The 23,780-nt window shown below is 36.1% G+C and carries 20 protein-coding genes; 4 read left to right on the top strand and 16 right to left on the bottom strand.

Annotated elements, in window-relative coordinates:
- Positions 1–183: 183 nt before the first annotated feature.
- The 8 genes from EGI22_RS12610 to EGI22_RS12575 all read right to left on the bottom strand — a co-directional run bounded on the left by EGI22_RS12610 (position 184) and on the right by EGI22_RS12575 (position 10,327).
- Entirely contained in the window at positions 184–1,317 is a 1,134-nt protein-coding gene (locus tag EGI22_RS12610) for an aldose epimerase family protein (RefSeq protein WP_255068821.1), read from the bottom strand.
- A 29-nt stretch (positions 1,318–1,346) separates the two neighbouring features.
- A complete protein-coding gene (locus EGI22_RS12605) occupies positions 1,347–3,002 on the bottom strand; it encodes a sodium/sugar symporter (RefSeq protein WP_255068818.1) in 1,656 nt (551 codons plus the stop codon).
- A gap of 420 nt (positions 3,003–3,422) precedes the next feature.
- On the bottom strand, positions 3,423–4,121 hold the full coding sequence (locus tag EGI22_RS12600) for an L-ribulose-5-phosphate 4-epimerase (RefSeq protein WP_310588151.1): 699 nt from the start codon (positions 4,119–4,121) through the stop codon (positions 3,423–3,425).
- A 151-nt stretch (positions 4,122–4,272) separates the two neighbouring features.
- Positions 4,273–5,745 (bottom strand): L-arabinose isomerase, encoded by a 1,473-nt coding sequence (gene araA / locus EGI22_RS12595; RefSeq protein ID WP_255068814.1) that lies wholly within the window; start codon positions 5,743–5,745, stop codon positions 4,273–4,275.
- A gap of 3 nt (positions 5,746–5,748) precedes the next feature.
- Positions 5,749–6,159 carry a GxxExxY protein gene (locus tag EGI22_RS12590; protein ID WP_255068813.1) on the bottom strand — a complete coding sequence of 137 codons (411 nt, stop codon included), beginning with the start codon at positions 6,157–6,159 and terminating at the stop codon, positions 5,749–5,751.
- Positions 6,160–6,285: 126 nt separating this feature from the next.
- A complete protein-coding gene (locus EGI22_RS12585) occupies positions 6,286–7,923 on the bottom strand; it encodes a ribulokinase (protein WP_255068812.1) in 1,638 nt (545 codons plus the stop codon).
- An 81-nt stretch (positions 7,924–8,004) separates the two neighbouring features.
- Positions 8,005–9,543, bottom strand: coding sequence for an alpha-N-arabinofuranosidase (locus tag EGI22_RS12580; RefSeq protein ID WP_262925436.1), 1,539 nt, complete (start codon positions 9,541–9,543; stop codon positions 8,005–8,007).
- Between the two features lie 97 nt (positions 9,544–9,640).
- Positions 9,641–10,327, bottom strand: a complete 687-nt coding sequence (locus EGI22_RS12575) for an NUDIX domain-containing protein (RefSeq protein WP_255068811.1) — start codon at positions 10,325–10,327, stop codon at positions 9,641–9,643.
- 127 nt (positions 10,328–10,454) lie between these two features.
- Between EGI22_RS12575 and EGI22_RS12570 the strand changes: the two genes are divergently transcribed.
- The 3 genes from EGI22_RS12570 to EGI22_RS12560 are packed head-to-tail and all read left to right on the top strand — an operon-like array spanning position 10,455 to position 13,377.
- Positions 10,455–11,312, top strand: coding sequence for a RimK family alpha-L-glutamate ligase (locus EGI22_RS12570; RefSeq protein ID WP_255068810.1), 858 nt, complete (start codon positions 10,455–10,457; stop codon positions 11,310–11,312).
- Positions 11,309–12,601 (top strand): NCS2 family permease, encoded by a 1,293-nt coding sequence (locus EGI22_RS12565; protein WP_255068809.1) that lies wholly within the window; start codon positions 11,309–11,311, stop codon positions 12,599–12,601. Before EGI22_RS12570 ends, EGI22_RS12565 begins: the two co-directional genes overlap by 4 nt.
- Positions 12,592–13,377 carry a 5'-methylthioadenosine/adenosylhomocysteine nucleosidase gene (locus tag EGI22_RS12560; protein WP_255068807.1) on the top strand — a complete coding sequence of 262 codons (786 nt, stop codon included), beginning with the start codon at positions 12,592–12,594 and terminating at the stop codon, positions 13,375–13,377. Before EGI22_RS12565 ends, EGI22_RS12560 begins: the two co-directional genes overlap by 10 nt.
- A gap of 526 nt (positions 13,378–13,903) precedes the next feature.
- On the opposite strand, the gene EGI22_RS12555 is transcribed toward EGI22_RS12560, so the two are convergent.
- The 5 genes from EGI22_RS12555 to EGI22_RS12535 all read right to left on the bottom strand — a co-directional run bounded on the left by EGI22_RS12555 (position 13,904) and on the right by EGI22_RS12535 (position 17,612).
- Positions 13,904–14,524, bottom strand: coding sequence for a hypothetical protein (locus EGI22_RS12555; RefSeq protein WP_255068806.1), 621 nt, complete (start codon positions 14,522–14,524; stop codon positions 13,904–13,906).
- A gap of 64 nt (positions 14,525–14,588) precedes the next feature.
- Positions 14,589–15,155, bottom strand: coding sequence for a hypothetical protein (locus tag EGI22_RS12550; protein ID WP_255068805.1), 567 nt, complete (start codon positions 15,153–15,155; stop codon positions 14,589–14,591).
- Between the two features lie 21 nt (positions 15,156–15,176).
- Positions 15,177–17,036, bottom strand: coding sequence for a hypothetical protein (locus EGI22_RS12545; protein ID WP_255068804.1), 1,860 nt, complete (start codon positions 17,034–17,036; stop codon positions 15,177–15,179).
- A gap of 73 nt (positions 17,037–17,109) precedes the next feature.
- A complete protein-coding gene (locus EGI22_RS12540; RefSeq protein ID WP_255068803.1) occupies positions 17,110–17,349 on the bottom strand; it encodes a PLDc N-terminal domain-containing protein in 240 nt (79 codons plus the stop codon).
- Between the two features lie 116 nt (positions 17,350–17,465).
- On the bottom strand, positions 17,466–17,612 hold the full coding sequence (locus tag EGI22_RS12535; RefSeq protein WP_255068801.1) for a hypothetical protein: 147 nt from the start codon (positions 17,610–17,612) through the stop codon (positions 17,466–17,468).
- 149 nt (positions 17,613–17,761) lie between these two features.
- On the opposite strand from EGI22_RS12535, the gene EGI22_RS12530 reads away from it, so the two are divergent.
- Positions 17,762–18,856: a C1 family peptidase gene (locus EGI22_RS12530; protein WP_255068800.1), complete on the top strand. Its 1,095-nt coding sequence runs from the start codon at positions 17,762–17,764 to the stop codon at positions 18,854–18,856.
- Positions 18,857–18,910: 54 nt separating this feature from the next.
- On the opposite strand, the gene EGI22_RS12525 is transcribed toward EGI22_RS12530, so the two are convergent.
- The 3 genes from EGI22_RS12525 to EGI22_RS12515 all read right to left on the bottom strand — a co-directional run.
- Positions 18,911–19,666, bottom strand: coding sequence for a GW dipeptide domain-containing protein (locus EGI22_RS12525; protein WP_255068799.1), 756 nt, complete (start codon positions 19,664–19,666; stop codon positions 18,911–18,913).
- Between the two features lie 48 nt (positions 19,667–19,714).
- Complete coding sequence (locus EGI22_RS12520; protein ID WP_255068798.1) at positions 19,715–21,340, bottom strand: hypothetical protein; 1,626 nt, start codon at positions 21,338–21,340, stop codon at positions 19,715–19,717.
- Between the two features lie 11 nt (positions 21,341–21,351).
- Positions 21,352–23,780: hypothetical protein (locus tag EGI22_RS12515; protein ID WP_255068797.1), on the bottom strand; the 2,429-nt coding region annotated here is incomplete at its 5' end.

Below are 23,780 nucleotides of genomic sequence, written 5' to 3'. Positions count from 1 at the left end.
TTTTTTAGGTTTTTCTTTTGCTCTTTGTTAATTCTATGAACCTATGTGTTATTTCCTATTGTGAACTATGTGGTTAATAAAATGCCACGAATGCAAAAAAAATTCGTGCATTCGTGGCAAATATTTGAATCCTAATTTCAGGTCCGACTATCGTCTGACCGTCTTATCGCCTAAACAGACTTTTTATTTCTTCACACCAAACTTATAAACCGTAGTTGTTTTATAGGTTTCGCCTGGCTTCAAAACTGTGGTTGGAAAAGCGGCTTGATTTGGAGCATCAGGGAAATGCTGCGTTTCTAAACAGAAACCATATCTACGCTCATATTTTACACCTGATTTGCCTGTAGCCGTTCCGTTTAAGAAATTTCCAGTATAAAACTGCACCGCAGGTTCTGTGGTCAAAACTTCCATGGTACGTCCTGAAACAGGCTCAGTAACCATTGCCACTGACTTCAATTTATTACTTTGATCAGTAAATACCCAGCAGTGGTCGTAGCCTCCACCTAATTTGATATCGATATCTTTAGTGTCATTGATTCTTTCACCAATCAAATGTGATGTTGTGAAGTCAAACGGTGTCCCAGCAACAGGCTTTAGTTCGCCAGTGGGAATCAAACCAGCATCTGTTGGCAAAAACTTATCTGCATTTAGTACAATTTCATGGTCCAAAATATCGCCTTGCCCCTCTCCTTTTAAATTAAAATACGCATGATTTGTCAAATTCACCACAGTGTTTTTGTCAGTGGTAGCCGTGTAATCTATAGAAAGTGAATTGTCGGCCTTTAAAGTATAAACCACCTCCACGTTCAAATTCCCAGGATAACCTTCTTCTCCATCTTTAGACAAATAAGTCAATTTTAAACCCGGCTCTGCACCTTCAATTGGAGTTGCATTCCATATCACGGCATTAAAACCTTTCAAACCTCCATGCAAAGCATTTGGGCCATTGTTAACAGCCAAAGTGTAATCATTACCATCCAAACTAAATTTCCCTTTGGCTATTCGATTCCCAAATCTACCAATCAAAGCACCCAAATATTTTGTACTTGTCAAATAATCTTCTGGCGTATTTGAACCCAAAGTAATATCGGCAAACTTACCCTCTTTATCAGGGGCTGTCCATTTAATTATCGTTCCACCCAAATCCATAATACTTACCTCCATGCCAGCGACATTTTTCAAAGTATATACTTTCACACTATCTCCCGACGCCAACACACCGGCATTTTCTACTTTAATACTCATTGCTTCTTCTTTTTTTGATTCGTTGCACGACCATACCGAAATGGCCAAGGCTAAAATTAGTACTTTTTTCATTTTTAAACTTTTAAAGGTTGAATTAAATATTACCAAAATATATAATAAATCACACAGAATACGGTAATGATGGCGATAGTCCCGTATCTAAACTCAGGCGTAACTTTAAACCAATCTTTATTGACGGCAAAGGCATTGTTGCTTTCTTTACCTCTCGACTCTACCAAACTGATGGCCACCATCACCAAAGCACAAATCCAGAAAACCACACCCATACGGTTCATAAATGGAAACTCTGGCCAAACATAAGCTATCAAACTGCTCAATGCAATACTTAAAATAGCCGAAACCAAAGCCGAATTGGCTGTAGTTTTTTTCCAGAAAAACCCTAAAAGGAAAATCGACAAAATACCCGGAGAAATATATCCAGTGTACACCTGTATGTATTCAAAAGCTTGACCAAAATTAGCCAAAAGTGGGCTAATCAGTAATGCCAAAACAAATGCCACCAAAATAGCAATACGCCCGGTACGTACAGTTTGTTTCTCACTCATGTTTTTATTGAAAAACTTCTGGTGAATATCCAATACATATATCGTCGAAATACTATTGGCTTTACCCGCCAAACTTGCTACAATCGCGGCCGTTAAGGCAGCAAACGCCAAACCTTTTAGCCCAGTTGGCAAAATATTTAATAAAACTGGGTAAGCATTATCTGGCTTTACTATTCCATTTTGAGTAATACCGTTCACAATAGCTGGATCGGCATTTTCTTGAAACAATACATAAGCCGCCAAACCCGGCAATACTACTATAAATGGCATCAACATTTTAAGACCCGAAGCAAACAACAGCCCGTTCCTCGCAGTTTTAATATCGGCACCCAAAGCTCGTTGTGTAATGTATTGATTACAACCAAAATAATTCAGGTTGTTAACCCACTGCCCACCAATTACAAACATCATAATGCCCGGCAATTGCTTGTAGGCGTCTATAAAACCACCTTTCCCGTCATGCACTGAGTATTGACCCGGACTAAACATCATGTGTAAATGACTATCTGCTTTTTCTTTTATCAAACTCAGCCCTTCCATTACACCTGAGCCTGACCCTACTCTATTCGACAATAAATCCAATGCCAAGTAGGTGGTAGCTAAACCTCCAATCACCAAGCAAACCACCTGAATCACGTCAGTGTAGCCAATAACTTTCATGCCACCCAATGTAATAATGATGGCAAAAATTGTAAGGAAAACTGCACATTGCATAAAACCAAAACCTGTCATTTTTTCCAAACTCAATGCACCCAAATAGATAATCGAAGTAAGATTAACGGTGATATACAAAAACAGCCAAAACACAGCCATAATTGTAGCTAAACGCATATCATAACGTTTTGCTAAAAACTGCGGCATTGTAAAAATCTTGTTGTTGAGATACATCGGCAAAAAATACACCGCTACTATAATCAAGGAAACACCACCCAAGAGCTCATACACCGAAATCGCCAAACCCAGCTGAAAGGCCTGCCCGGACATGCCAATAAACTGCTCAGCCGAAATATTTGAGGCAATCAATGAGGCACCAATTGCCCACCACGTGAGCGAACCTTCTGCCAAAAAGAAGTCTTTTGAGTCGGCGGTTTGTTTGCCTTTATTTTTATAGACCCAATAGCCATAGCTAGCCACGATCACAAAATAAACCAAGAAAATAAGATAATCCAACGTCTCCAATCCAAGTTTCATATGTTTTTATTTAGGGTTGTTTTTTAAAAATTAGTTCTGAGTGGTGAGTTTTGAGCTGCGAGTTATCGTCTCTAGTAAAAAAATCTATAATTTATCGAGCATCCAATCATTCTATCGTTACTGCAATCAATCATTTTATCTTTCATTCTTTAAATCATTTTATCTTTTATCAAGGGCGTATCCCCTCCGTTCCTCCGGGGTCGGGCTGTCCGCTCCTACTCCTCGTCGCCTCCTAAGGTCGGCTCCTGCGGGGTAACCGCTACCATCCCTTACGCAAAATTAAGTACCGAGTTGCGAGTTCGATATTGCCATTATCAATTATTTTACCTAATTCAAACTTTTGCCTTTATACCTTTTTTCTTACCGCCTTTTGCCATACTGACTTATGCCTTTTGCCTTACCGTCTTTTGCCTAAAAAACTCAGCATCCCTGCCCATAATAAGCATCTTTTCCATGTTTACGCTCATAATGTTTCATTCTCAACGAATCCTTCAATTTTGGGGTATTTGGGTTTATTTGTAAGGTAAACATTGCCATTTTTGCTACTTCTTCCAGCACAGCTGCGTTATACACCGACTTGGCTGCGTCTTTACCCCAAGTGAACGGTCCGTGGTTTTGCAAAAGTACCATTTCCACTTCTTTATGGCTTAGACCTTTCTCTTTAAATATATCAAAAATCTGATTCCCAGTTTCATGTTCATAGTCGCCTTTTATCATTTCGTCCGACAATGCAGGTGCACAAGGAATGTCTTGATGGGTATGATCGGCGTGGGTAGTTCCAAAAATCGGAATGTCCATACCAGCTTGTGCCCAAGCTACTGCATGTGTGCTGTGCGTATGCGTGATCCCACCAATATCGTCCCAAGTTTTGTACAATAAGGCATGTGTTTTGGTATCCGATGAAGGTCTCATTTTGCCATCCACCACCTTGGCATCATAATCCATAATTACAATATCTTCCCATTTCAATTCTTCATAAGGCACACCAGAAGGCTTAATGGCAAAAACACCATTGGCCCTATCTACCGCACTTACATTGCCAAAAGTAAACAGCACCAAACCCAATTTGGGCAATTGCATATTTGCTTCGAAGCATTCTTGTCTGAGTTCTTTATGAATCATTTCTTTTTCAAAAAAATATTGTTTGTCTGTTTTAACCACATAGTTCACATAGCTCAATTTAAACTTTATATTTCACATAGGTACATAGGTAGTTTCTATGTATCTATGTTGTATTTCCTATATGACCTATGTGTTAATTTTTAAAGTACTAACCTCTCAACTCCCTCTTCAAATCCCTAATCCTAGTATCAGCATCAATCACCACCAAATCCAAGTCAAACATTTCTGCAAAATCTTCAAGATATTCAGTCGTTAAATTCTGACTGAAAACCGTATGATGTGCACCACCCGCCATTAACCATGCTTGAAGGCCAATTTCCATGTTTGGAAGTGGTTTCCACAAAGCACGAGCAGTCGGCAATTTTGGAAATTTCTCTGTAACTTCTACAGCTTCCACCTCGTTTACCAACAATCTAAATTTACTGCCCAAATCTATCAAACTTACATTGATCGACGGTCCAGCACAAGCATTAAACACCAATCTCACCGGATCTTCTTTACCCCCAATTCCCAATGGATGCACTTCACAGTTTATTGTTCCATCGGCTATCGAAGGACATATCTCTAACATGTGAGAACCCAAGACCATAGGATTGGTAGGATCAAAATGATAGGTATAATCTTCCATAAACGAGGTGCCGCCTTTCAATCCAGTTGCCATTACTTTCATTACACGCACCATGGCCGAAGTTTTCCAGTCGCCTTCGCCACCGTAACCATAACCTGCGGCCATCATACGTTGTGAACCTATGCCAGGCAATTGTCGCATTCCATGCAAATCTTCAAAAGTATTGGTATAAGCTCCGAATCCGCCATCTTCCAAAAAGGCCTTGATTCCCAACTCAATTCTTGCAGCCTCTATCAAAGAAGAACGCATTCCTCCTTCCGCCTTCAACGACGACATCATTTGATACGTAGCTTCATATTCTTTTATCAAATTCTGTATTTCAGCATCCGAAATTTGATTTATAACTTGTACCAAATCACCAACTGCATAGGTATTTACAGCCATCCCGAATTTCTCTTCAGCTGATACTTTATTACCATCAGTTACCGCAACTTGTCGCATATTATCACCAAAACGAGCCACTTTGAGGTTTTTCATTTCGTTTCTGCCCAAACAAACTCTTGACCAAACCCCAATTTTTGCTTTCACACTAGGTGAATCCCAATGCCCAACTACAGTTTTGCGGTTGATTTTCATTTTGGTTAAAATAAAACCATGTTCTCTATCGCCATGTGCCGACTGGTTGAGATTCATAAAATCCATATCTATTTCAGCATATGGAATATCGCGGTTAAATTGGGTATGAAGGTGCAAAAGAGGCTTTTGTAGAGCCGTCAATCCTTTTATCCACATTTTAGAAGGCGAAAATGTGTGCATCCAAGTGATAATACCGATGCAATTCTTGGCATAATTGGCCTCGTTGCAAATCGTCAAAATCTCCTCTGGAGTTTTCACCACTGGTTTAAATACCACTTTCACAGGTATCTCTACTGAAGCATTTAATGCCTCTGCGATAATCTTTGAATGTTCATCGACTTGACGAAGTGTTTCTTCTCCATATAAATGTTGGCTGCCAGTCACAAACCAAACTTCGTATTGTTTTAAATCTATCATTTTCTATTCTGTCGGTAACTTTTTAAAATATTCGTTTACTAGAGTTTTTTGGCCTTCTTTAAATATGTTTGTTACATTAAAGTTTATTAAAATCCCTTTTGGCTTTTTGTACAATTTCATGTAAGTCAATAGTTGAGCTTCAAAAAGTGGGTGAATCGCATCTACTGATTTTATTTCAACAATTATTGTATTATTTAACATAATATCATACCTCAACTCACATTCCAAGTCAATTCCTTTATAATTAATCGGAATGGTTTTCTGAAAATCAACTTTAAATCCCATATCAATCAACTCTTTAGTAAGACATTTTTCATAAACCTTTTCCCAAAGTCCAGGACCTAAATTTCTATGAACTTCTATTGCTGCTCCTATAATCTTATAAGTTAATTCATTTATATGTTTCTGTGTCATTTTCAGAATATTTAATAACCACATAGTTCACATAGACAAACTGTTTCTAGATTTTTCACATAGATACATAGTCATTTCTATGTTCCTATGTTGTATTTCCTATTGTGACCTATGTGTTTAAAAAAATCAAGCCTTATTTTCAATAAACTCACCAAATACCAAATACTTAGAATACAATTTGCGATAAATTTCCACTTTTTCTTTCTCAGGAAAATAGGTCGCATCAAAACCAGAACCCATAGCTTTTTGAGCTTCGTTGATGTTAGAAAAAACTCCTGCTGCGGTCGCTGCATTCATGGCGGCTCCTAAAGCACATGCTTGGTCAGAACTTGCCACTTTTATGGGCATATCTAACACATTTGCCAAGGTTTGCATTACAAAAGCCGATTTTTTAGCTACGCCACCTATCGAAATCACTTGCTTGATAGGCACGCCTTCATTAATGAATCTATCTACTATGGCTTTTGACCCATAGGCTGTAGCCTCCACCAAAGCTTTAAATATCTGAGCAGCATCTGATCCTAAATTTAAACCGTAAATTGCTCCTTTTAAGGTGTGATTAGCGTCTGGAGTTCGTCTTCCATTAAACCAATCTAAAGCAATTGGGTCATTTTCGGTAAGTAGTATTTGAGCTGCTTTTTCTGATAAATGAGGAATCAATTTTTCTGACAATTTATCTTTTTCTTCCTGGCTTTCTATCAAATCAAAAACTGGCCCTAAAAGCATTTTTTGGAACCAAGCATATACATCTCCAAAAGCAGACTGACCAGCTTCCATACCCAACATGCCTGGCACAATCGAACCGTCAATTTGACCACAGATTCCTTTTACCAACAAATGTCCAACTTCATCGTTTGGTGCAATTAGCATATCACAAGTAGAGGTTCCCATTACCCGTACCAAAGAATAAGGCTCAATCTCGGCACCTACTCCACCCATGTGTGCATCAAAAGCTCCTACGCCTATTACAACTGTCTCTGGCAATCCTAATTGTGCAGCCCATTCTTTTGTGATAGTGCCCATGGCTTGGTCAGAAGTATAAGTCTCAGTAAATAGTCTTTCTCTTAAACCTGCCAAAAGGGGGTCTAAAGTAGTTAAGAATTCTTCAGATGGCAAGCCTTCAAATTCTGGATGCCACATGGCTTTGTGACCTGCCGCACAACGGCTTCTTTTTAATGTTAAAGGATTGGTATTTCCTGTTAAAACAGCCGAAACCCAGTCGCAATGTTCAACCCATGAAAAGGCTTTTTCACGAATACTTGGATCAACTCTAAGTGTTCTCAAGATTTTAGCCCAAAACCATTCCGAAGAATAAATGCCACCTACATATTTGGTATAATCTACCTTCCAGCCATGAGCCAAAGTGTTTAATTGTTCAGCTTCTGCATTGGCGGTGTGGTCTTTCCAAAGTATAAACATACCATTTGGATTTTCGGAAAATTCCGGCAACATGGCCAAAGGTGTCCCATTTACATCTACAGCCACTGGTGTTGAGCCGGTGGTGTCTACCGAAATACCAACAATGTTTTGTACAACGTCTTGACTTTGATTTTGCAAAGCACCTTTAACGGCATTCTCTAAACCTTCCAAATAATCCAATGGATGCTGACGAAACTGTGAATTTGCAGGATCACAATACATTCCTTTTTTCCAACGGTCGTAGTAATGTACATGGGAAGCAATTTCTTTTCCTGAAGTATCAACCAAAAGTGCTCTTACTGAATCAGTGCCGTAGTCAAGGCCAATAGTGTATTTAATGCTCATTTTTTAGAAAAATTCAAATAATCTATACTTTTAAAATCAATCAAAGGATTCATTACTAAATCCCTCGGGACATTTCCAACATTATTTCTTTACATTCAAAACCACCACTGAATATGCCGGTAAAGTCAATTTTAAAACGCCTTTGTCTAATTTAGCACCAGAAAAATCTTTAATAGCTACTTTGTTGGGTTGCTCAAAAGTATTGTGGTCACTTATTTTGCCAGAGGCTAATATCTGACCCGAAACCTTGGTAAAATCTTCTCCTCTAAGGTTAATACTGATTTCTTGAGATTTGCTATAATCAATATTTGTCAATGAAATATTTAAAGCACCTGAGGCATCTTTGGATGCTGAGGCCGAAACTGCTGTTAACTTTTTGTCGCCAAATTGGTAGCTTGGAGATTCTATATGAATAGGCACTAATGTGGCATCCTGATGCACATTGTACATTTTCATAACATGATAAGTTGGCGTAAGAATCATTTTTTCCTCTTTGGTCAAAATCACCGCCTGAAGCACGTTTACGATTTGAGCTAAATTTGCTCCACGGACTCTATCAGCATGATTGTTGAAAATATTTAGCGTCAAACCGGCAATCATGGCATCACGCATGGTATTTTGTTGATACAAGGCTCCCTTTCCGTCAGCATCTGTATCGTACCAACCGCCCCATTCGTCCACAATCAAGTCGATTTTTTTCTCTGGGTCATACTTGTCCATGATAGTGCTGTGCTTGGTTACAAATTCCTCCATTTTCCAAGCTTCTTGCATTGTTTTGAAATAAGTTGCTTCAGAAAAACCTACTGAAGGTCCTTTGGTTTCTACCCAACTCAACACCGAATAATGGTGCAAAGCCAAAGCAGACATCATGTTATGAGGAATATTTTTCATCAAAGTCTCTGTCCAGGCAAAGTCGTCACTACTAGCACCCGAAGCCACTTTGTAAAGTTTAGATTCCGGCGTAATGTCTTTCATGAAAGTGGCATACTGACGGTAAATATTGGCATAATAGTCAGCGGTCATATTTCCACCGCAACCCCAAGCCTCGTTGCCAACTCCCCATATTTTTACGTTCCAAGGTTCTTTACGACCGTTTTTTATACGTAAATCTGACATCGGGCTACCTGTAGGCTGATTTACATAACTTACCCAATCTGACAAGTCTTGTACTGTGCCACTACCCACATTACCAGCTAAATAAGGCTCCGCTCCTATTCTTTCGCACAAATCCAAGAAATCGTGTGTTCCAAAACTATTGTCTTCCGTCACACCGCCCCACCATACATTCACCATTTTTGGGCGATTGGCTTTAGGGCCAATACCATCTTTCCATTGGTAAGCATCAGCAAAACAGCCTCCTGGCCAACGTAGATTGGGCACTTTAAGGTCTTTTAGAGCAGTTATAATGTCATTTCTGACACCAGCTGTATTAGGGATTTTGGTATTACCTTCTCCAACATAAATACCCTCGTAAATACACCTACCTAAGTGCTCAGCAAAGTGTCCGTAGATATGTTTGTTGATTTTGGTTTTGGCCAAATCGGTGTTTAGGGTGATTTTTGTTTGCGAAATGCCTGAAAATACACTTAATGAAAATAGAAAAATCAAATACTTTTTCATAGAAAAATTTAAGGTTTTAAAACAATTGTGTAATATTAACACATTTATAAAAAAGTGCAAAATTTTTTGAAAAAAAATAAATATAGCAAGAAATGAATTATAAATTCACAAAATAGTGGAAAGCGTTAAATTGGCTTTCATATTTAGCTTGATCCAATTTAAAAAGTGCGGCTTTTTTAGTAGAAGAATTTTCGTTTTTCTCGCCAGTATCAATCAAGAGTTTGGTAGAAAGAATCTTTCTACTAAAATTTCGCCTATCAAGAGTTGTTCCATAAATTGCCTCATAAAGTTTCTGCAATTGAGGAATTGTGAACTTTTCTGGTAAAAGCTCAAAGCCAATAGGGTGCAATGCAGCCTTATATCTGATTTGGCTTAAAGCTTTCTCAACCATTTGATCATGATCAAAAATCAGCTCTGGTTTTTTATTGAAATCAAACCAATACCCATTTTTGGATTTAGCCTCCTCAATATCATGTTCTTGGATGTTTATCAATGCAAAAAAACAAATAGAAACGGTTCGTTCTACCGGGTCACGGTTGATATTTCCGTAGGAGTTGAGCTGCTCCATATATATATTGTCCAGACCTGTAAGATCTTTCAAAATTCTTTTAGCTCCATCTTCAAGGTCTTCAGTTGACTTTAAAAACCCACCCATCAAAGACCATTTTCCCATTTCAGGCTCAAAATTACGTTTGATTAGCAAAATCTTGAGATTTTCGCCATCAAATCCAAAAATACAGCAATCGATAGCGAGCATTATTCTAGATTCTGATGGGTACTGCATTTCAGGTTTTAAGGGTTTTTGAAATTCAAATTTATAAAATATTTTATAAAGTACCTCCTAATTTTATAAGACTATATAATGCATGCTATCAAAATCCAATATATTTGCTAAAATTTCTCATCAAATTATGCCAAAAATAGCTTTTGCTACTTACACCGAATTGCCCAATTTAACCGAAAACGATAAACTTTTGATTCCACATTTTGAAGAAAAAGGTTTCATAGTCACCGCTGAAATCTGGGACAATCCTGCAAGCGACTGGGAACAATATGACATAGTTTTGATTAGAAGCACATGGGATTATTATCTGAAACCAGAAAAGTTTCAGTCTTGGGTTTCACTGTTTATTGATTCTAAAACCAAGTTGTTAAATGCTCCCGAGATCATTCTTAAAAATTCGCATAAGTTTTATTTGAAAGAGCTAAAAGAGCTAGGGGTAAATATCATCCCAACTATCTTTTCATCCGAAAATATCAATTTGGAAGATTTAAAAAAATGGAAAAAAGTGGTAATCAAACCGGCCGTTTCTGCTGGATCTCATGAAACAGAGGTTTTTGAAACCGAAACTTTGACTTCAGAAATTTTAGACTCAAAAATTGGCGAAGGAGATTGGCTTATTCAACCTTTCTTGGAAGAAATACAAAATGCGGGAGAGATTTCTATGATCTTTTTTAATGGAAATTTTTCTCATGCCATACAGAAAGTACCCAAAGTGGGGGACTTTAGGGTTCAGAAACAATATGGAGCTAAATATCTCAAATTTGAACCATCAAAAGATTTACTTTTAATAGCAAAAAATATTGTGGAAATTTCTGGAAAAGGTTCCACTTACGCCCGTGTAGATGGTGTAATGACACAAAATGGATTTTTGCTGATGGAAATTGAGATGATTGAACCTGATTTGTTTTTTGATTTATATCCTGACGCCGCATACATATTTTGCCAAGAAATTGTAGCTTTACCATTCCAAAACCCTAAGGAATGAAATTAAACAAAACAGAAGTATTTGCTGGTATTTCATCGTTTTTAGCCACTGTTTATATCGTAATTGTGAACCCCGCTATTTTATCACAAGCTGGGATGCCATTTAATGCGGTAGTTACATCTACAATTATAGTTGCATTTTTTGGCAGCTTAATGATGGGCTGGTATGCCAAAAACCCAATAATAGTAGCTCCAGGCATGGGTATGAATGCATTCTTTACTTTTACTGCCGTGAAACATTTGGGTTTAACTTATCCTCAAGCCTTGGGTGCTGTATTTTGGGCTGGGGTATTTTTTATGTTGATTTCATTTTTCAATGTTCGAGAAAATGTTTTGAGGGCTATTCCTAAAGCAATAAGGCATGCAGTTTCGGCAGGCATTGGCTTATTTATTTGCTTTGTGGGATTACAAAATGCCCATATTATTATAGACAATCCAGCTACTTTGGTTGGTTTAAACTCTTTAAAAGACCCGAATACAATTACGTTTTTCGCGGGATTATTTTTTACGGCGATTCTACTAATTAGAAAAACCCCAGGTGCTATTGTTTACGGAATTATAGCCACCACAGTTTTGGCCATTCCGATAGGAAGATGGTGGGGCGATGCTGCTGCTTATAACTTTGGTTTATCTACTGTGGTAAATTATTCGGGCTTGTTTTCAGCACCAGATTTCAGCCTTCTCTTTTCTTTGGATATTTTAGGCAGCTTTAAATTTGCCTTCCTTCCTGTTATCTTCGTTTTTGCCTTTACAGACTTGTTCGACGGTATTTCTACTTTGGTTGGCCTATCTGAAGCCTCAGGACTAAAAGAAGAAAACGGCGAACCTAAAAATTTAAGAAAATCTCTTCTGACCGATGCCATGTCAACTTTAGTGGCTGGAATCTCAGGAAGTAGCCCAGGCACGGCATTTATTGAGTCTGCGGTGGGAATTTCGCAAGGTGGAAAAACAGGCCAAACCGCCATAGTGGCTGCTTTTTTGTTTTTGCCATTGATGTTTCTTTCTCCCTTGGTTTCTATGGTGCCTGCTGTAGCAAGTTCTGTTGCATTGGTATTGGTAGGGGCTTTTATGTTAGAACCTATCAAACTCATCAAATGGAACCAAATGGATGAAGGTATTCCGGCATTTTTGGCTTTAACTTTAATTCCTTTTTCCTACAGTATTACGCAAGGTATTGTCTTTGGCCTTTTGGCTTGGACCATTTTGAAGTTTTTTGTAGGAAAAAAAGAAGACATTTCCTTGACCTTAATTATCATTAATATTTTATCCGTTTTAGCCTTATGCGTCTAAATTTTATCTTTCTTTTTTGTATTTCAACCGTCTCTCTTTTTGGCCAAAGAATTGGTATAATTGGTGCTATGCCAGAGGAAATACGGATTTTAACTGAAAATTTGGAAGACAAAAAGATTGTAAAATATAAAGATTTGACTTTTTACGAAGGCCAACTGGAAAACAAAAATGTGGTAATAATGAAAGCTGGAATTGGCAAAGTAAATGCGGCTTATTCGACAGCCTTGCTTTTGGAAAAATACCAAATCAGTGAAATAATTTTTACGGGCGTTGCTGGAGGATTACATCCAGATGCATTGCCTGGAGATATTGTTGTGGGTGATTCTATATTCCATCATGATTATGCGAGGCATTTGGCCAATGATGAATACCTAGTGAGACCCACACAGAATATTGCGAATAACCAGCTGAATCCTCTGTATTTTGTTTCTGACAGTACGCTTCTTGCAAAAGCAAGAAAGGTAATTCCAAATCTGAAAACCCTGAAAGTTGGGGAACATAATCCCAAAATATTTATTGGAAAAATAGCTACTGGCGATGTGTTCTTGAGCAATTCGGTAAAAGCTAAATGGCTTTATAAAACATTTGGTGCTTTAGCCACCGAAATGGAAGGTGCAGCTATAGCCCAAATAGCCTATCAACAAAAAGTGCCTTTTATAATCATCCGAAGCTGCTCAGACAATGCCAATAACGATGCCCACCTAGATTTTCAAATATTCATGAAGCCTGCAGCCGAAAATGCCATTAGATTGGTTTTGGCTATTTTGCAGGAGTGAGTTAGTTGATCCCCAAAACCTTTAAATTGTTTCTTGCAACCACGTTGTTCGGATGGTTTTTAAAGCGGTTTTAAGATCTTTTGCGTCTCCAAATGTGTTCCTATTTTAAAAATATGAATAATTATGAATAAGTCTTTTACTTAGCAAATTGGCAAAAATCTATTACTATTAAAGACTTAGAATACTTAATTTTTCGATTTAAACAAAAAAATTAACCTCAATTTTCTATTGAAAAATATCAATCAAATGCTCAATCTTTAAACCTTTAGAATTGATTATACCATTTGTTATACCAATCTTTAAAATTTTATTGCCCAGAATTTCTAAAATCTCTTCTTTTTGCTTATGCGAGAAAGAAATCATTATACTTGAATTCGAATCTTCAACTTGAAATAAGTTATCGCTTACAAAATTCCTTAGTTCATAAAATTCTTTTTTGTTAATATAAATTTGGTTCATTATCTAAACGAATTAGGATGGCTAACAAAACATTAATCTTCAATATGATTATTGTCAAGCTTTATATTTATTCTATTCCAATTCTCTTTCTATTCTCATCCATCCATAAATTAAGAAAAGTCTGCATATTTTCGGATTGCAGTAATAGTTCAATATTACTAATGATCTTTTTCGCAAAAGGATTATTAACATTTTCTCGATTGCTACAAAATGATTTTAGATCTTTTAATATTTCTATTCTATTTTTTTGTTTTGAATAACATGCTGATAATGCAATAGCCTCGTAATAACGGAAGTTTATTTTTCTATCTTTATAATAATAATTCAGGAAACTCAAACTGTCATAAATTTTGGCAAAAAAAGAGTTCTCAACATCTACCATCTTACTTGCTATTTCTTTAGCAATTACTTCACCATTTTCCTCGTTTAATTCCCACCATTGTCTTTTATTATTTAGAATAGTACCACCAAAAGTAAGTTTAATAGTTTCTGATGGTTTATATAACGGGAATACAAAGTATCTTAATTCAAATTGCATTTTATTAAGTCCCGACTTATTAATACAATATCCTCTCAATAACTCATTTGTCGGTTCTAAAAAAAGAAAATCTTTATTTATACTAAGTTTACTATTAATTCTGAAGTTATTAATTGAATTTGTTAACTTATTCAAAATTGATTTATTCATTTTATGGTTGTAATCTGTTTAGTACTATTTACCCCAGGTGCATTTTTGAAATTAAACAAATTTTTTAAATTATATTTCCTTCCCAATCAGTCATTGTTGGATTGTGCATTTCGTGCCATCTTTTAATGAAAGAATCTATTGATAATAAATCATCCTCTAATAAATTTCCAAGTCTTTCTAACTCTCGAATTAGTCCAGTTTTAGTGAAATATGTCCTAATTTTATGCTGCTTAAATAAATCAAGATTTAAAACTGGAATTCCTCGTGAGTCATCAACTCTCAATCTCATTCTCGAATTTGAATTGGGGTACATTCTAAACTCCAAACCATTTAACCCCAACAAATTATCTAATGAAAGTGGGTTTGGATGCAATTCGAATATGTTTAAGTATATTTGAACATATTTATCTCCCCTACAAATATCTATATTAACGAATAATAAGAATTTGTTTTTATCAATTCTACAAAATTCGTATTGAAAATCGTTTAAATTATTTCTACCAAAAGTGGTCAAACGAAATAGAGACTTTTCGAAATTATTTCTTATTAATGCTTGAATTCCTTTGGCAAGAAAAACCTTATTTCTTAATTCTAATAATTCTTTATCTGTTGCACTATAAAACAATCCCATAATTGATATTAATAAACCTACTCAATTTATCCCCAAAACCTTTAAATTGTTTCTTGCAAGCTCATTGCTGGGATTCAACTTTAATGCCATCTCTAGATCTTTTACAGCACCTACTCTATCCCCTAACTCATATTTTGCAACCGCCATATCGGTAAAAGTACTATCTGAAGCAAAACCTTTTGTGTAAACTTCATTTAGATCGGCCAATGCTTCATTGTATTTCCCTAAGGCGAGATTAGTACCTCCTCTAAGTTTCAGTAAATCCACGTCTTTTTTCAATTCATAAGCCAGCGTAAAATATTTTAATGCTTCATTTTGATCTGTTTTTTGAAAAGTTACGCCCATATTACGATAAAGTGTGTTTTTCTCAGTGCTATCCTTGGCAAACTGCAATCCGTCATTGTAAAACTTTATTGCGGTTTTATAATCATTTTTAAGAAAATATGAATTCCCTGTAATTTCGTAAAATTTTGAATTTGCAGCTCCCCTAGAAATTGGACCACTACAAATCTTTATTGCCTCGTCAATTCTGCCATTTTTAGCGTAAATAGTAGCCAATGAACTTGCCAAATAAGAATCGTCGGGGTGATGGGGAAGTGAATTTTCCAGCAATGCGGTTGTGTCCTTCCATGTATCTACTTGTCTCGCAGTTAAAAATACAAAAATTAAAGAAGCTACTCCTGCAAACAATATCAATTTATTATGACTTAAAACACTATTTAAGGTATATACTGCTGCGAATATTAAACCAATATAAGGTATGTAAGTATATCTTTCTGCCATAGTAGCGTTGCCAACTGCTATAATTTGAAGTACCAAAATCAAGGTTACAAAATAGAATCCAATGCCAAAAAACAAGATTTTATTTTTCCGATACGATAAAACGCTTATGAGCAAAAGTATTAAACTGAATACAGGAAGAATGTAATAAATACTGCTTTTGACTTCATTGGTATACGGGTAAGCATAAAAATGATGTAAATTAAAAGGAACAATAAGTTTGACGATATACATAAAAAAGCCATAGCCTGCAAAAAGTAATTTGTCAGAAAAGCCCCAATGTTGATTCATCGCAGAGCCTTCGCTTGCTCTAAGGAATAAACCGCCAAATGTTCCCCCAGATTGAGCGTTTAAAGCGATCAAACCAAAGAGTAAAGCCAAACCAAAAAAATGCCATTTCGACAAAAAATCTTTTAGCGTGATTTTACCTGAGAACCAATAATCTATTAAAACCAAAACCATCGGCAAAACCACCGCCATACCTTTGGAAAGGCAGGAAAGCAAAAACATTAACAGAGAGAGGCTAAGATATTTTCTCGTTTTTTCTTCGATGAATTTGACGTAATAAATACAAGAAAGCAGGAAAAAGAAAGTATAAAGTACATCTTTCCTTTCTGAAACCCAAGCAACTGACTCTACGTGCATTGGGTGAATACCAAATATTAAAGCAGTGAAAAAAGCTACATTCAAACTTCCTCTAGTAAGCTTTTTAATAAAAACGAATACCAAAATAGAATTAAGTACATGAATGATCACATTGGTAAATATAAAAATACCTGCTTTTTTAGAAACCAAGGCGTTGATTCCAAGTGTTAGCATAGTCAATGGGTGATAGTTAGCCTCATAAATAGCCCTTAGTAATCGACCCCAATTTTGTTTTAAAACATCTTGGTTTTCATATACATAAGCATTATCATCCCAGCCTACAAAATCATTGTTAAACGCCCTGAAATATGCTATGAATATACAAATAGCCAAAATGGAATATGTAAGCCATTTGTTATCAAACATTGAAAATTTTGTGGTTTCAATAGACGTAATTTTAGGAGCAGCTGCATTGTTTGTTTTCAGGTTTGCAGCATTTTTGTTTTTCTTGCTCATATTTTTATTGTTGGGTTACTGTTTTTCTTTAGAATCACTTTATCAAATGAAAAGAATAAATTCTTTAAAATTGCTAATTTACTTTTAAAACTCCTCCCTTTTTGCCAACTAAAAAATATAAAATAGAGCCAAAAAACGGAACTAGTAATATAACTAAAGCCCAAATTAATTTGGTAGACTGATCATTAAACTGCCTTTTGATCAAATCCAAGATTGCAATTATCCAAAATACAAGTGACAAGGGAATTAGTATAATAAACAATATTACAAATAGTTCTGTAAGTCCAAAATTACCCAAAAATAAAGTAGCCATAGTTATTGTGTTTTATATGCAATTAGATAACTAAAGTTCAATATTCCAAAAAAATAAGACAAACTGTTTTTGAGCAAAAAAATTTCACTATTATTGCCTCCGAAAACCTAAAATCATTAGATTTTTGCCATGAAAATACTATTAATTCTCCTTACCATTTTTAATGCTGGTACTTTGGTCCTATGGGTTATTTCTGCACCGATGTCTTTAATGGTATTTGATTCACCTGGCTCTACAGAATCAGTTGGGCCATACATTATCATTGGCCTAATGTTGCTGTACCCCTTTTTTGTGTTTTTTTGTATTTACAAAACTTGGTCACAAAAATCAAAAAGGTGGGCTGCTGGGCCTTTTTTTGTTTTATTTATTTTTTTTATTGGCTTATTAATTATCAATATTTAATTTCTTAAAAATGAAAAACCGCATAGGTGGTTACAAAATTGGCAAAATGCCAGCAGGAGCTAATAAAAAGTCATTAAAAAACAACAATTACTTACCTCAAAAGGTTGATTTACGGAAATTTCTATCTTCTATCGAATACCAAGTAGGTAATAGTTGTGTTGCCAATGCAATGGCTGGAGCATATGAATATTTGGCAAAAAGAGAACTAGGTGAGGCCTCAGATGTAAGCCGGCTGTATATCTATTATAACGCAAGATATATAGACGGCACACAAGATGAAGATTCAGGCTCCTATATGCAATGTGCGATCGATGGGCTCATTGAATATGGTGCATGTGCTGAAGAGTTGTGGCCAAATGAAGAGGATAATATTAATAACGAACCTCACGAAGAGGCATACAACCAAGGAGCTGCCTTTAAGGTTGTGGACAAGGAATTTATAGATACGGATCTTGACCTCTGGCGAGAAACCCTCGCCGAAGGATACCCTATTGCTTTTGCTATAAATACGTTTGATTCCTTTGATGATGCCTGCGAAAACAAAGGACGAGTGCCGATGCCCAAAAAGTCTGATAATGTGCGGGACACGCACGGATGGCATGCCATGTTGTGTGTAGGATATTCGGATATTGATAGGGTTTTTATTGTACGAAACTCTTGGGGTGACGAATGGGGACATAAAGGTTACTGTTATATTCCTTATGATTATATGATGCATGATGACTATAATTCACATGATAGCTGGATTATAAAATCTGTAGAAAACCTGGATTATAGCGAAGGAGTTGAAGTAAATGATGAGGATTCGTTGTTTTATGATAGCGAGTATTTGATTTTCAAAGATTTCTATGTCTATACTGAAGACTCAGAAGGCTTTGCGGAAGAACTTGAAGCCTTAATACTAGAATATGTTGAAAAAGAAGAAGATTTTTTCTTTGATTGGGAAACGCTTGAGGACGATGGTGGGGAATACATTTCGTTCAAAGAATTGTATTTGTTTTGCGAAGACGAACTTGGTTTTTGGAATGACTTAGATGACCTTGCAATAGCCTACGGAGACGACGACGGCTATGATTATACCGTAAACCGGGCAGATAGAGAATAAAAAAATCACAAAATCGCTTTTGTGATTTTTCAATAATCAATAAGAAGCTTCTCTTTATTTCAAAGGAGAAGCTTCTTCCATTATAATATCGTATTTGTATCCAGCCCCAAAGTCTTTATCTAAATAAAGCTTACCTTGAAAAGCAACAGCCGCACCCAAAGGGATGTTTTCAGTAGAGGTAATTGTTAAATCACATAATTTGCCGTCTTTCTTAGTACCGTCTTGGATATGAAACCAGTTTTTGTTCATAATACCATAATTGGCTTTTACAACTTTACCCGCTACTGTAATAACCTTGCCATTGTATTTATCCTTTTCGCCTAAAACTACATTGAGTTTTATAGCACCAGGTACATCTTTAATATCTTTTAAACTAACAGGAGCGGCTTCGTTGGCTATTTCACCCGTGCCATTTGAACCTGGATGAGCAGCAGCGTCAATAATTTCAGAAACCAAAAATATTTTGTCAAATACTCTTTTGTGCTCTACACTTTCAAAGTCTGTTTTCAACAATCCCCCTCTGTAAAAATATTCATTTCCTACTTTAGCGTCTAATTTTGCGGTTGCAATCCAAAATGGCTCACCACCATTTTCTGATACTTTAATGTAGCTATATCTGTCCGCTTGAAGGATTTCTACTGCCTTTACTTGGTGCATATCTCCACCACCTGTCATCCCCGTAGCCGCACCAACAGGAGCAGTGGTACTTGCAGCACCGCCTTGTGTATCTTCAACAATAACTTTAGGCTTAGATTTGCAAGAGAAAAGATTAATCACTAATACTAAAAGCGATAATTTTAGGAGTTTCATATAGGAAATTTTTATTTGTAAAAATAATTAAAATTTATTGAAAAGGGTTTAATTCTTGTTTCTAAATCTTTGAGAGATAGTAATAAAGTATCGATTATACTGCGTTGTAGGCTCGAATGTTCCTTCATAAGATAACATGAAGGAAGTATTCTTTTTACCGTAAATATTTGCAGAAAAACCTAGAATGTCTTGGTTCAAATTTGGCTGCTCAGTATTAACAAATCTATAGTCTACTTTTCTATAATTAAACTCGGTGTATAATTTACTTTTGAAAAAATCTTTGGTAATTCTGGCTCCATAAATATTACCATCAAAATAATAAGTATTCATTGTATTTACACTTAAATTAAGCTGAGCTTTTAGCATTGGGATTTTTGAAAAGGAAATATTTGCCACGTAGTTTTTAGTGGGTTCAGGCTTACTTTCTTGATATCTATAAAAACCTGAAGCATTAAAATAAATGGATTTTGTTACTCTATAATTCATATTCAACCTTACACCTTGTCTTGTTTCTTGATTAATAAGTTGGTCTAAGTATGTTCTGAAAGATTCATAATAGATTACATTTCTTCTATTATCATACGTAGTCGTAATGCTTAATTTCTTGAAAGGTTTATATCGTAATGAAACAAAAGTACTGGTTAAGTTAATTTTGTTAGTTTTGACACTATCAATGTTTTGAAAAAGATCTAATTCAATTGAATAAAAAAGAGATAGATTTTTTATAATCGAATTAGAATGTTGGAAATAAGCAAATCTTCTGTCAGTTTTGAAGTGGTTTCTTTGATCAGCAAAAGCCAAACTAGTTTGCATTATTCCTTTTCCTTTCTCAGTTTCATGGGCTATAAAAGCTCCAACTTGTTGCAAATTCAGATTTATACTATAGTCATCATAATCAGGCCTTTCCCCAGCAAATCCTCCGAAAACCACTTTTTTGTATTTATGCTCAATTTGAAGGCCGTCAATAGCACCCATATTAGCCATTCTGTTATTTATTTTTCTACCAAAAGAAGCCCTCGTATTATTGTTTATATCGTATAATAATGCAAGTGTATAAACTTTAAAATCATTATTGAAACTATCTTGCGTTTGATCAGTTCCAAATCTTCGTCTGTAGGTTAGATAACTTTCTACTGAAAACTTTCCACCTTTTATATTATAAATGTCAAAATTGTAAGAAGTCCTAACTCTATTAAAACTTTGCTCCTCTTTCTTCATGCTACCATTGGTAGAAACCATAATTCTACCATTATAAGTTTGTTTTCTTTCTTTTGAATCCTCTTGTGAACTAACAAGAAGTTTGGTTCTTACAATAGGTGTAGGCTTATTGGTTCTTTCCTCAATTTTATTTCTTTCCTCAATTTCAGATAATTCATCAGCTGTTTTCTTATAATACCCTGCTTTTTGACCAATAAAAATACCTTCTTTTAACAATGGTATCGTAACATAAGACCTTGAAGAAATCATTTGGACTACTAAAGACTTTGTCCATTTATCATTTATTAATAGGAGAAGGGTATCATTTATAGTGATATCCTTGGTCTTTTCAAATTTAATATAAACGTTTTTTGTATTTACAAAAGTCACTTCTCCTTCAACAACCTTCTTTTCTTGAGCAAAAAGTTGAGAATTTATTAATACAAGTAATATTACAGAAACAAATGTATTCTTCATATTAATTTTATTTATACCCTTGGGTGGCAAGAAAGACAAGCATTACTTTCGTAAACATAGTTTTTCACATCTTTGTGATTACTATCTGTTTTGCTTTTCTTGTGACAATTTAGGCAATTAAATATGCTAAAATTATTAGGCGTAGTATGGCATTGCGTACAATCGTTATTCCATTCCCCTTTGTGTTTTCCACTGTATATTCTAAAATACATAGCGTCGTGATCCCAATTCGCTGGCTTCCATGAATTCTGCGAATGACAATCTGTACATGAAGTTGGAAATCCAGAAGATGCATGACTTGGCTTAGCTGTATTGTATTTGTCCGAATGACAACCATAACATGTATTTGGTGTATTGTTATAATTTCCACCAATATGGCATTGCGTACAGTTGTTGGCTATTGCAGCATGAGCACCTTCTAGAACATAGAAATTATTATGATTAAAGGTCGATGGTCTCCAACCTGGATTTGTTGTATGACATGATGCACAATCAGTTGAGAATGAGGCCGAAACGTGGTTAGGGTTTTTAGCCCCTTGATATGCTGCATTATGACATGAGTTACAATCGGTAGGCGTATTGCTTACATTTCCCGAATTATGACATTGAACACAATTTGAGGCTATATTGGCATGAGCTCCAGTTAATGCAAAATAATTACTATGATTAAATGTAGATGGTCTCCAACCAGGAGTTGTAGTATGGCATGATGCACAATCTGTTGATAATCCCACGGTAGTATGATTAGGATTAGCAGCAGATTTATAGGCAGCATTATGACATGAATTACAATCTGTTGGCGTATTGTTAAAGTTTCCTCCAATATGGCACTGTGTACATGCACTTACCGTAGCATGAGCCCCTGTTAACGGATAGAAACTGCTATGGTCAAATGTCGAAGGTCTCCAACCTGGTGTGGTTGAATGACACGAAGCACAGTCAGTCGAAAACCCTGATGTAGCGTGATTAGGATTCTTGGCACCATTGTATGCTGCATTATGACATGAGTTACAATCAGTAGGTGTCTGATTTGCTGGTCCTTTATGACATTGCATACAATTTGAGGCAATATTAGCATGGGCACCAGTTAGCTCATAGAAATTTGTATGATTAAACGAAGTCGGTTTCCATCCTGGTGCCGTGGTATGACATGAAGCACAATCTGTGGATAATCCTAATAAAGCATGGTTTGGATTAGTAGTAGCTGTATAATTTGCATTATGACAACTGTTACAGTCCGTTGGAGTTTGGTTAGCATTTCCTTTATGACATGCCGCACAATTCGAAGCAATATTTGCATGTGCTCCAGTTAGTGCATAGAAATTATTGTGATTAAAAGAAGTAGGTTTCCATCCTGGAGCCGTAGTATGACATGAGGCACAATCTGTGGATAGACCCAAAACACCATGGTTTGGATTAGAGGTAGAAACATAATTTGCATTATGGCATCCATTACAATCGGTAGGTGTATTTTTAATATCGCCACCTTTATGGCAAGAGGCACAATTTGAGGCAATATTTGCATGAGCTCCAGTTAAAACATAATAATTATTATGATTGAATGTACTAGGTCTCCATCCTGGGTTCGTAGTATGACAAGATGCACAGTCAGTTGAGATTCCTAAAGCCTTATGGTTTGGACTAGTAGCTCCATTAAATGCTGCATTATGACATGAATTACAATCAGTTGGGGTACCTGAATATTTCCCTCCTACGTGACATTGTAAACAATTTGCCTTAATTAAATCATGAGCTCCTGTTAATGGATAAAATTGACCATGATCAAATGTTGAAGGCGACCAACCTGGAGCTGTAGTATGACATTGAGCACAATCGGTAGGGAAACCTAGGGCTTTATGGTTAGGATTTGTTGTTGCATTGTATTTTGCATTATGACAACTATTACAATCCGTTGGTGTATTACTAATATTTCCGCCTTTATGACAAGTTGTACAGTTTGCTGCTATAACGGCATGACCTCCAGTTAATACATAATAGTTATCATGATTAAACGAAGTTGGCCTCCAACCCGGTGCCGTAGTATGACAAGTTGCACAATCTGTTGAAAGTCCAATGGCGGCATGGTCTGGATTCTTAGCACCTGTGTATTTTGCGTTGTGACAACTATTACAATCCGTTGGTGTATTACTAATATTTCCGCCTTTATGACAAGTTGTACAGTTTGCTGCTATAACGGCATGACCTCCAGTTAATACATAATAGTTATCATGATTAAACGAAGTTGGCCTCCAACCCGGTGCCGTAGTATGACAAGTTGCACAATCTGTTGAAAGTCCAATGGCGGCATGGTCTGGATTCTTAGCACCTGTGTAATTTCCGTTGTGGCAACTATTACAATCGGTTGGGGTTTGATTGGCTGGTCCTTTATGGCAAGCCATACAGTTGCTTACATTGGCATGTGCTCCTGTTAGTTCATAGA

The organism is Lacihabitans sp. LS3-19, assembly GCF_024343575.1.
Taxonomy (GTDB): Bacteria; Bacteroidota; Bacteroidia; order Cytophagales; family Spirosomataceae; genus Leadbetterella.
This window is presented reverse-complemented; position numbering and strand designations above follow the sequence as displayed.

Excerpts from the sequence above, each read along its gene's own strand:
- EGI22_RS12535 (WP_255068801.1), bottom strand. The coding sequence starts at position 17,612 with ATGATAATGTATGGCCCAACTGATTCTGTAGAGCCAGGTGAATCAAAT.
- EGI22_RS12610 (WP_255068821.1), bottom strand. The coding sequence starts at position 1,317 with ATGAAAAAAGTACTAATTTTAGCCTTGGCCATTTCGGTATGGTCGTGC.
- EGI22_RS12530 (WP_255068800.1), top strand. The coding sequence starts at position 17,762 with ATGAAAAACCGCATAGGTGGTTACAAAATTGGCAAAATGCCAGCAGGA.
- EGI22_RS12575 (WP_255068811.1), bottom strand. The coding sequence starts at position 10,327 with ATGCAGTACCCATCAGAATCTAGAATAATGCTCGCTATCGATTGCTGT.
- EGI22_RS12590 (WP_255068813.1), bottom strand. The coding sequence starts at position 6,159 with ATGACACAGAAACATATAAATGAATTAACTTATAAGATTATAGGAGCA.
- EGI22_RS12540 (WP_255068803.1), bottom strand. The coding sequence starts at position 17,349 with ATGGCTACTTTATTTTTGGGTAATTTTGGACTTACAGAACTATTTGTA.
- EGI22_RS12570 (WP_255068810.1), top strand. The coding sequence starts at position 10,455 with ATGCCAAAAATAGCTTTTGCTACTTACACCGAATTGCCCAATTTAACC.
- EGI22_RS12525 (WP_255068799.1), bottom strand. The coding sequence starts at position 19,666 with ATGAAACTCCTAAAATTATCGCTTTTAGTATTAGTGATTAATCTTTTC.
- EGI22_RS12560 (WP_255068807.1), top strand. The coding sequence starts at position 12,592 with ATGCGTCTAAATTTTATCTTTCTTTTTTGTATTTCAACCGTCTCTCTT.
- EGI22_RS12585 (WP_255068812.1), bottom strand. The coding sequence starts at position 7,923 with ATGAGCATTAAATACACTATTGGCCTTGACTACGGCACTGATTCAGTA.
- EGI22_RS12580 (WP_262925436.1), bottom strand. The coding sequence starts at position 9,543 with ATGAAAAAGTATTTGATTTTTCTATTTTCATTAAGTGTATTTTCAGGC.
- EGI22_RS12550 (WP_255068805.1), bottom strand. The coding sequence starts at position 15,155 with ATGGGATTGTTTTATAGTGCAACAGATAAAGAATTATTAGAATTAAGA.
- araA (WP_255068814.1), bottom strand. The coding sequence starts at position 5,745 with ATGATAGATTTAAAACAATACGAAGTTTGGTTTGTGACTGGCAGCCAA.
- EGI22_RS12565 (WP_255068809.1), top strand. The coding sequence starts at position 11,309 with ATGAAATTAAACAAAACAGAAGTATTTGCTGGTATTTCATCGTTTTTA.
- EGI22_RS12605 (WP_255068818.1), bottom strand. The coding sequence starts at position 3,002 with ATGAAACTTGGATTGGAGACGTTGGATTATCTTATTTTCTTGGTTTAT.
- EGI22_RS12545 (WP_255068804.1), bottom strand. The coding sequence starts at position 17,036 with ATGAGCAAGAAAAACAAAAATGCTGCAAACCTGAAAACAAACAATGCA.
- EGI22_RS12520 (WP_255068798.1), bottom strand. The coding sequence starts at position 21,340 with ATGAAGAATACATTTGTTTCTGTAATATTACTTGTATTAATAAATTCT.
- EGI22_RS12555 (WP_255068806.1), bottom strand. The coding sequence starts at position 14,524 with ATGAATAAATCAATTTTGAATAAGTTAACAAATTCAATTAATAACTTC.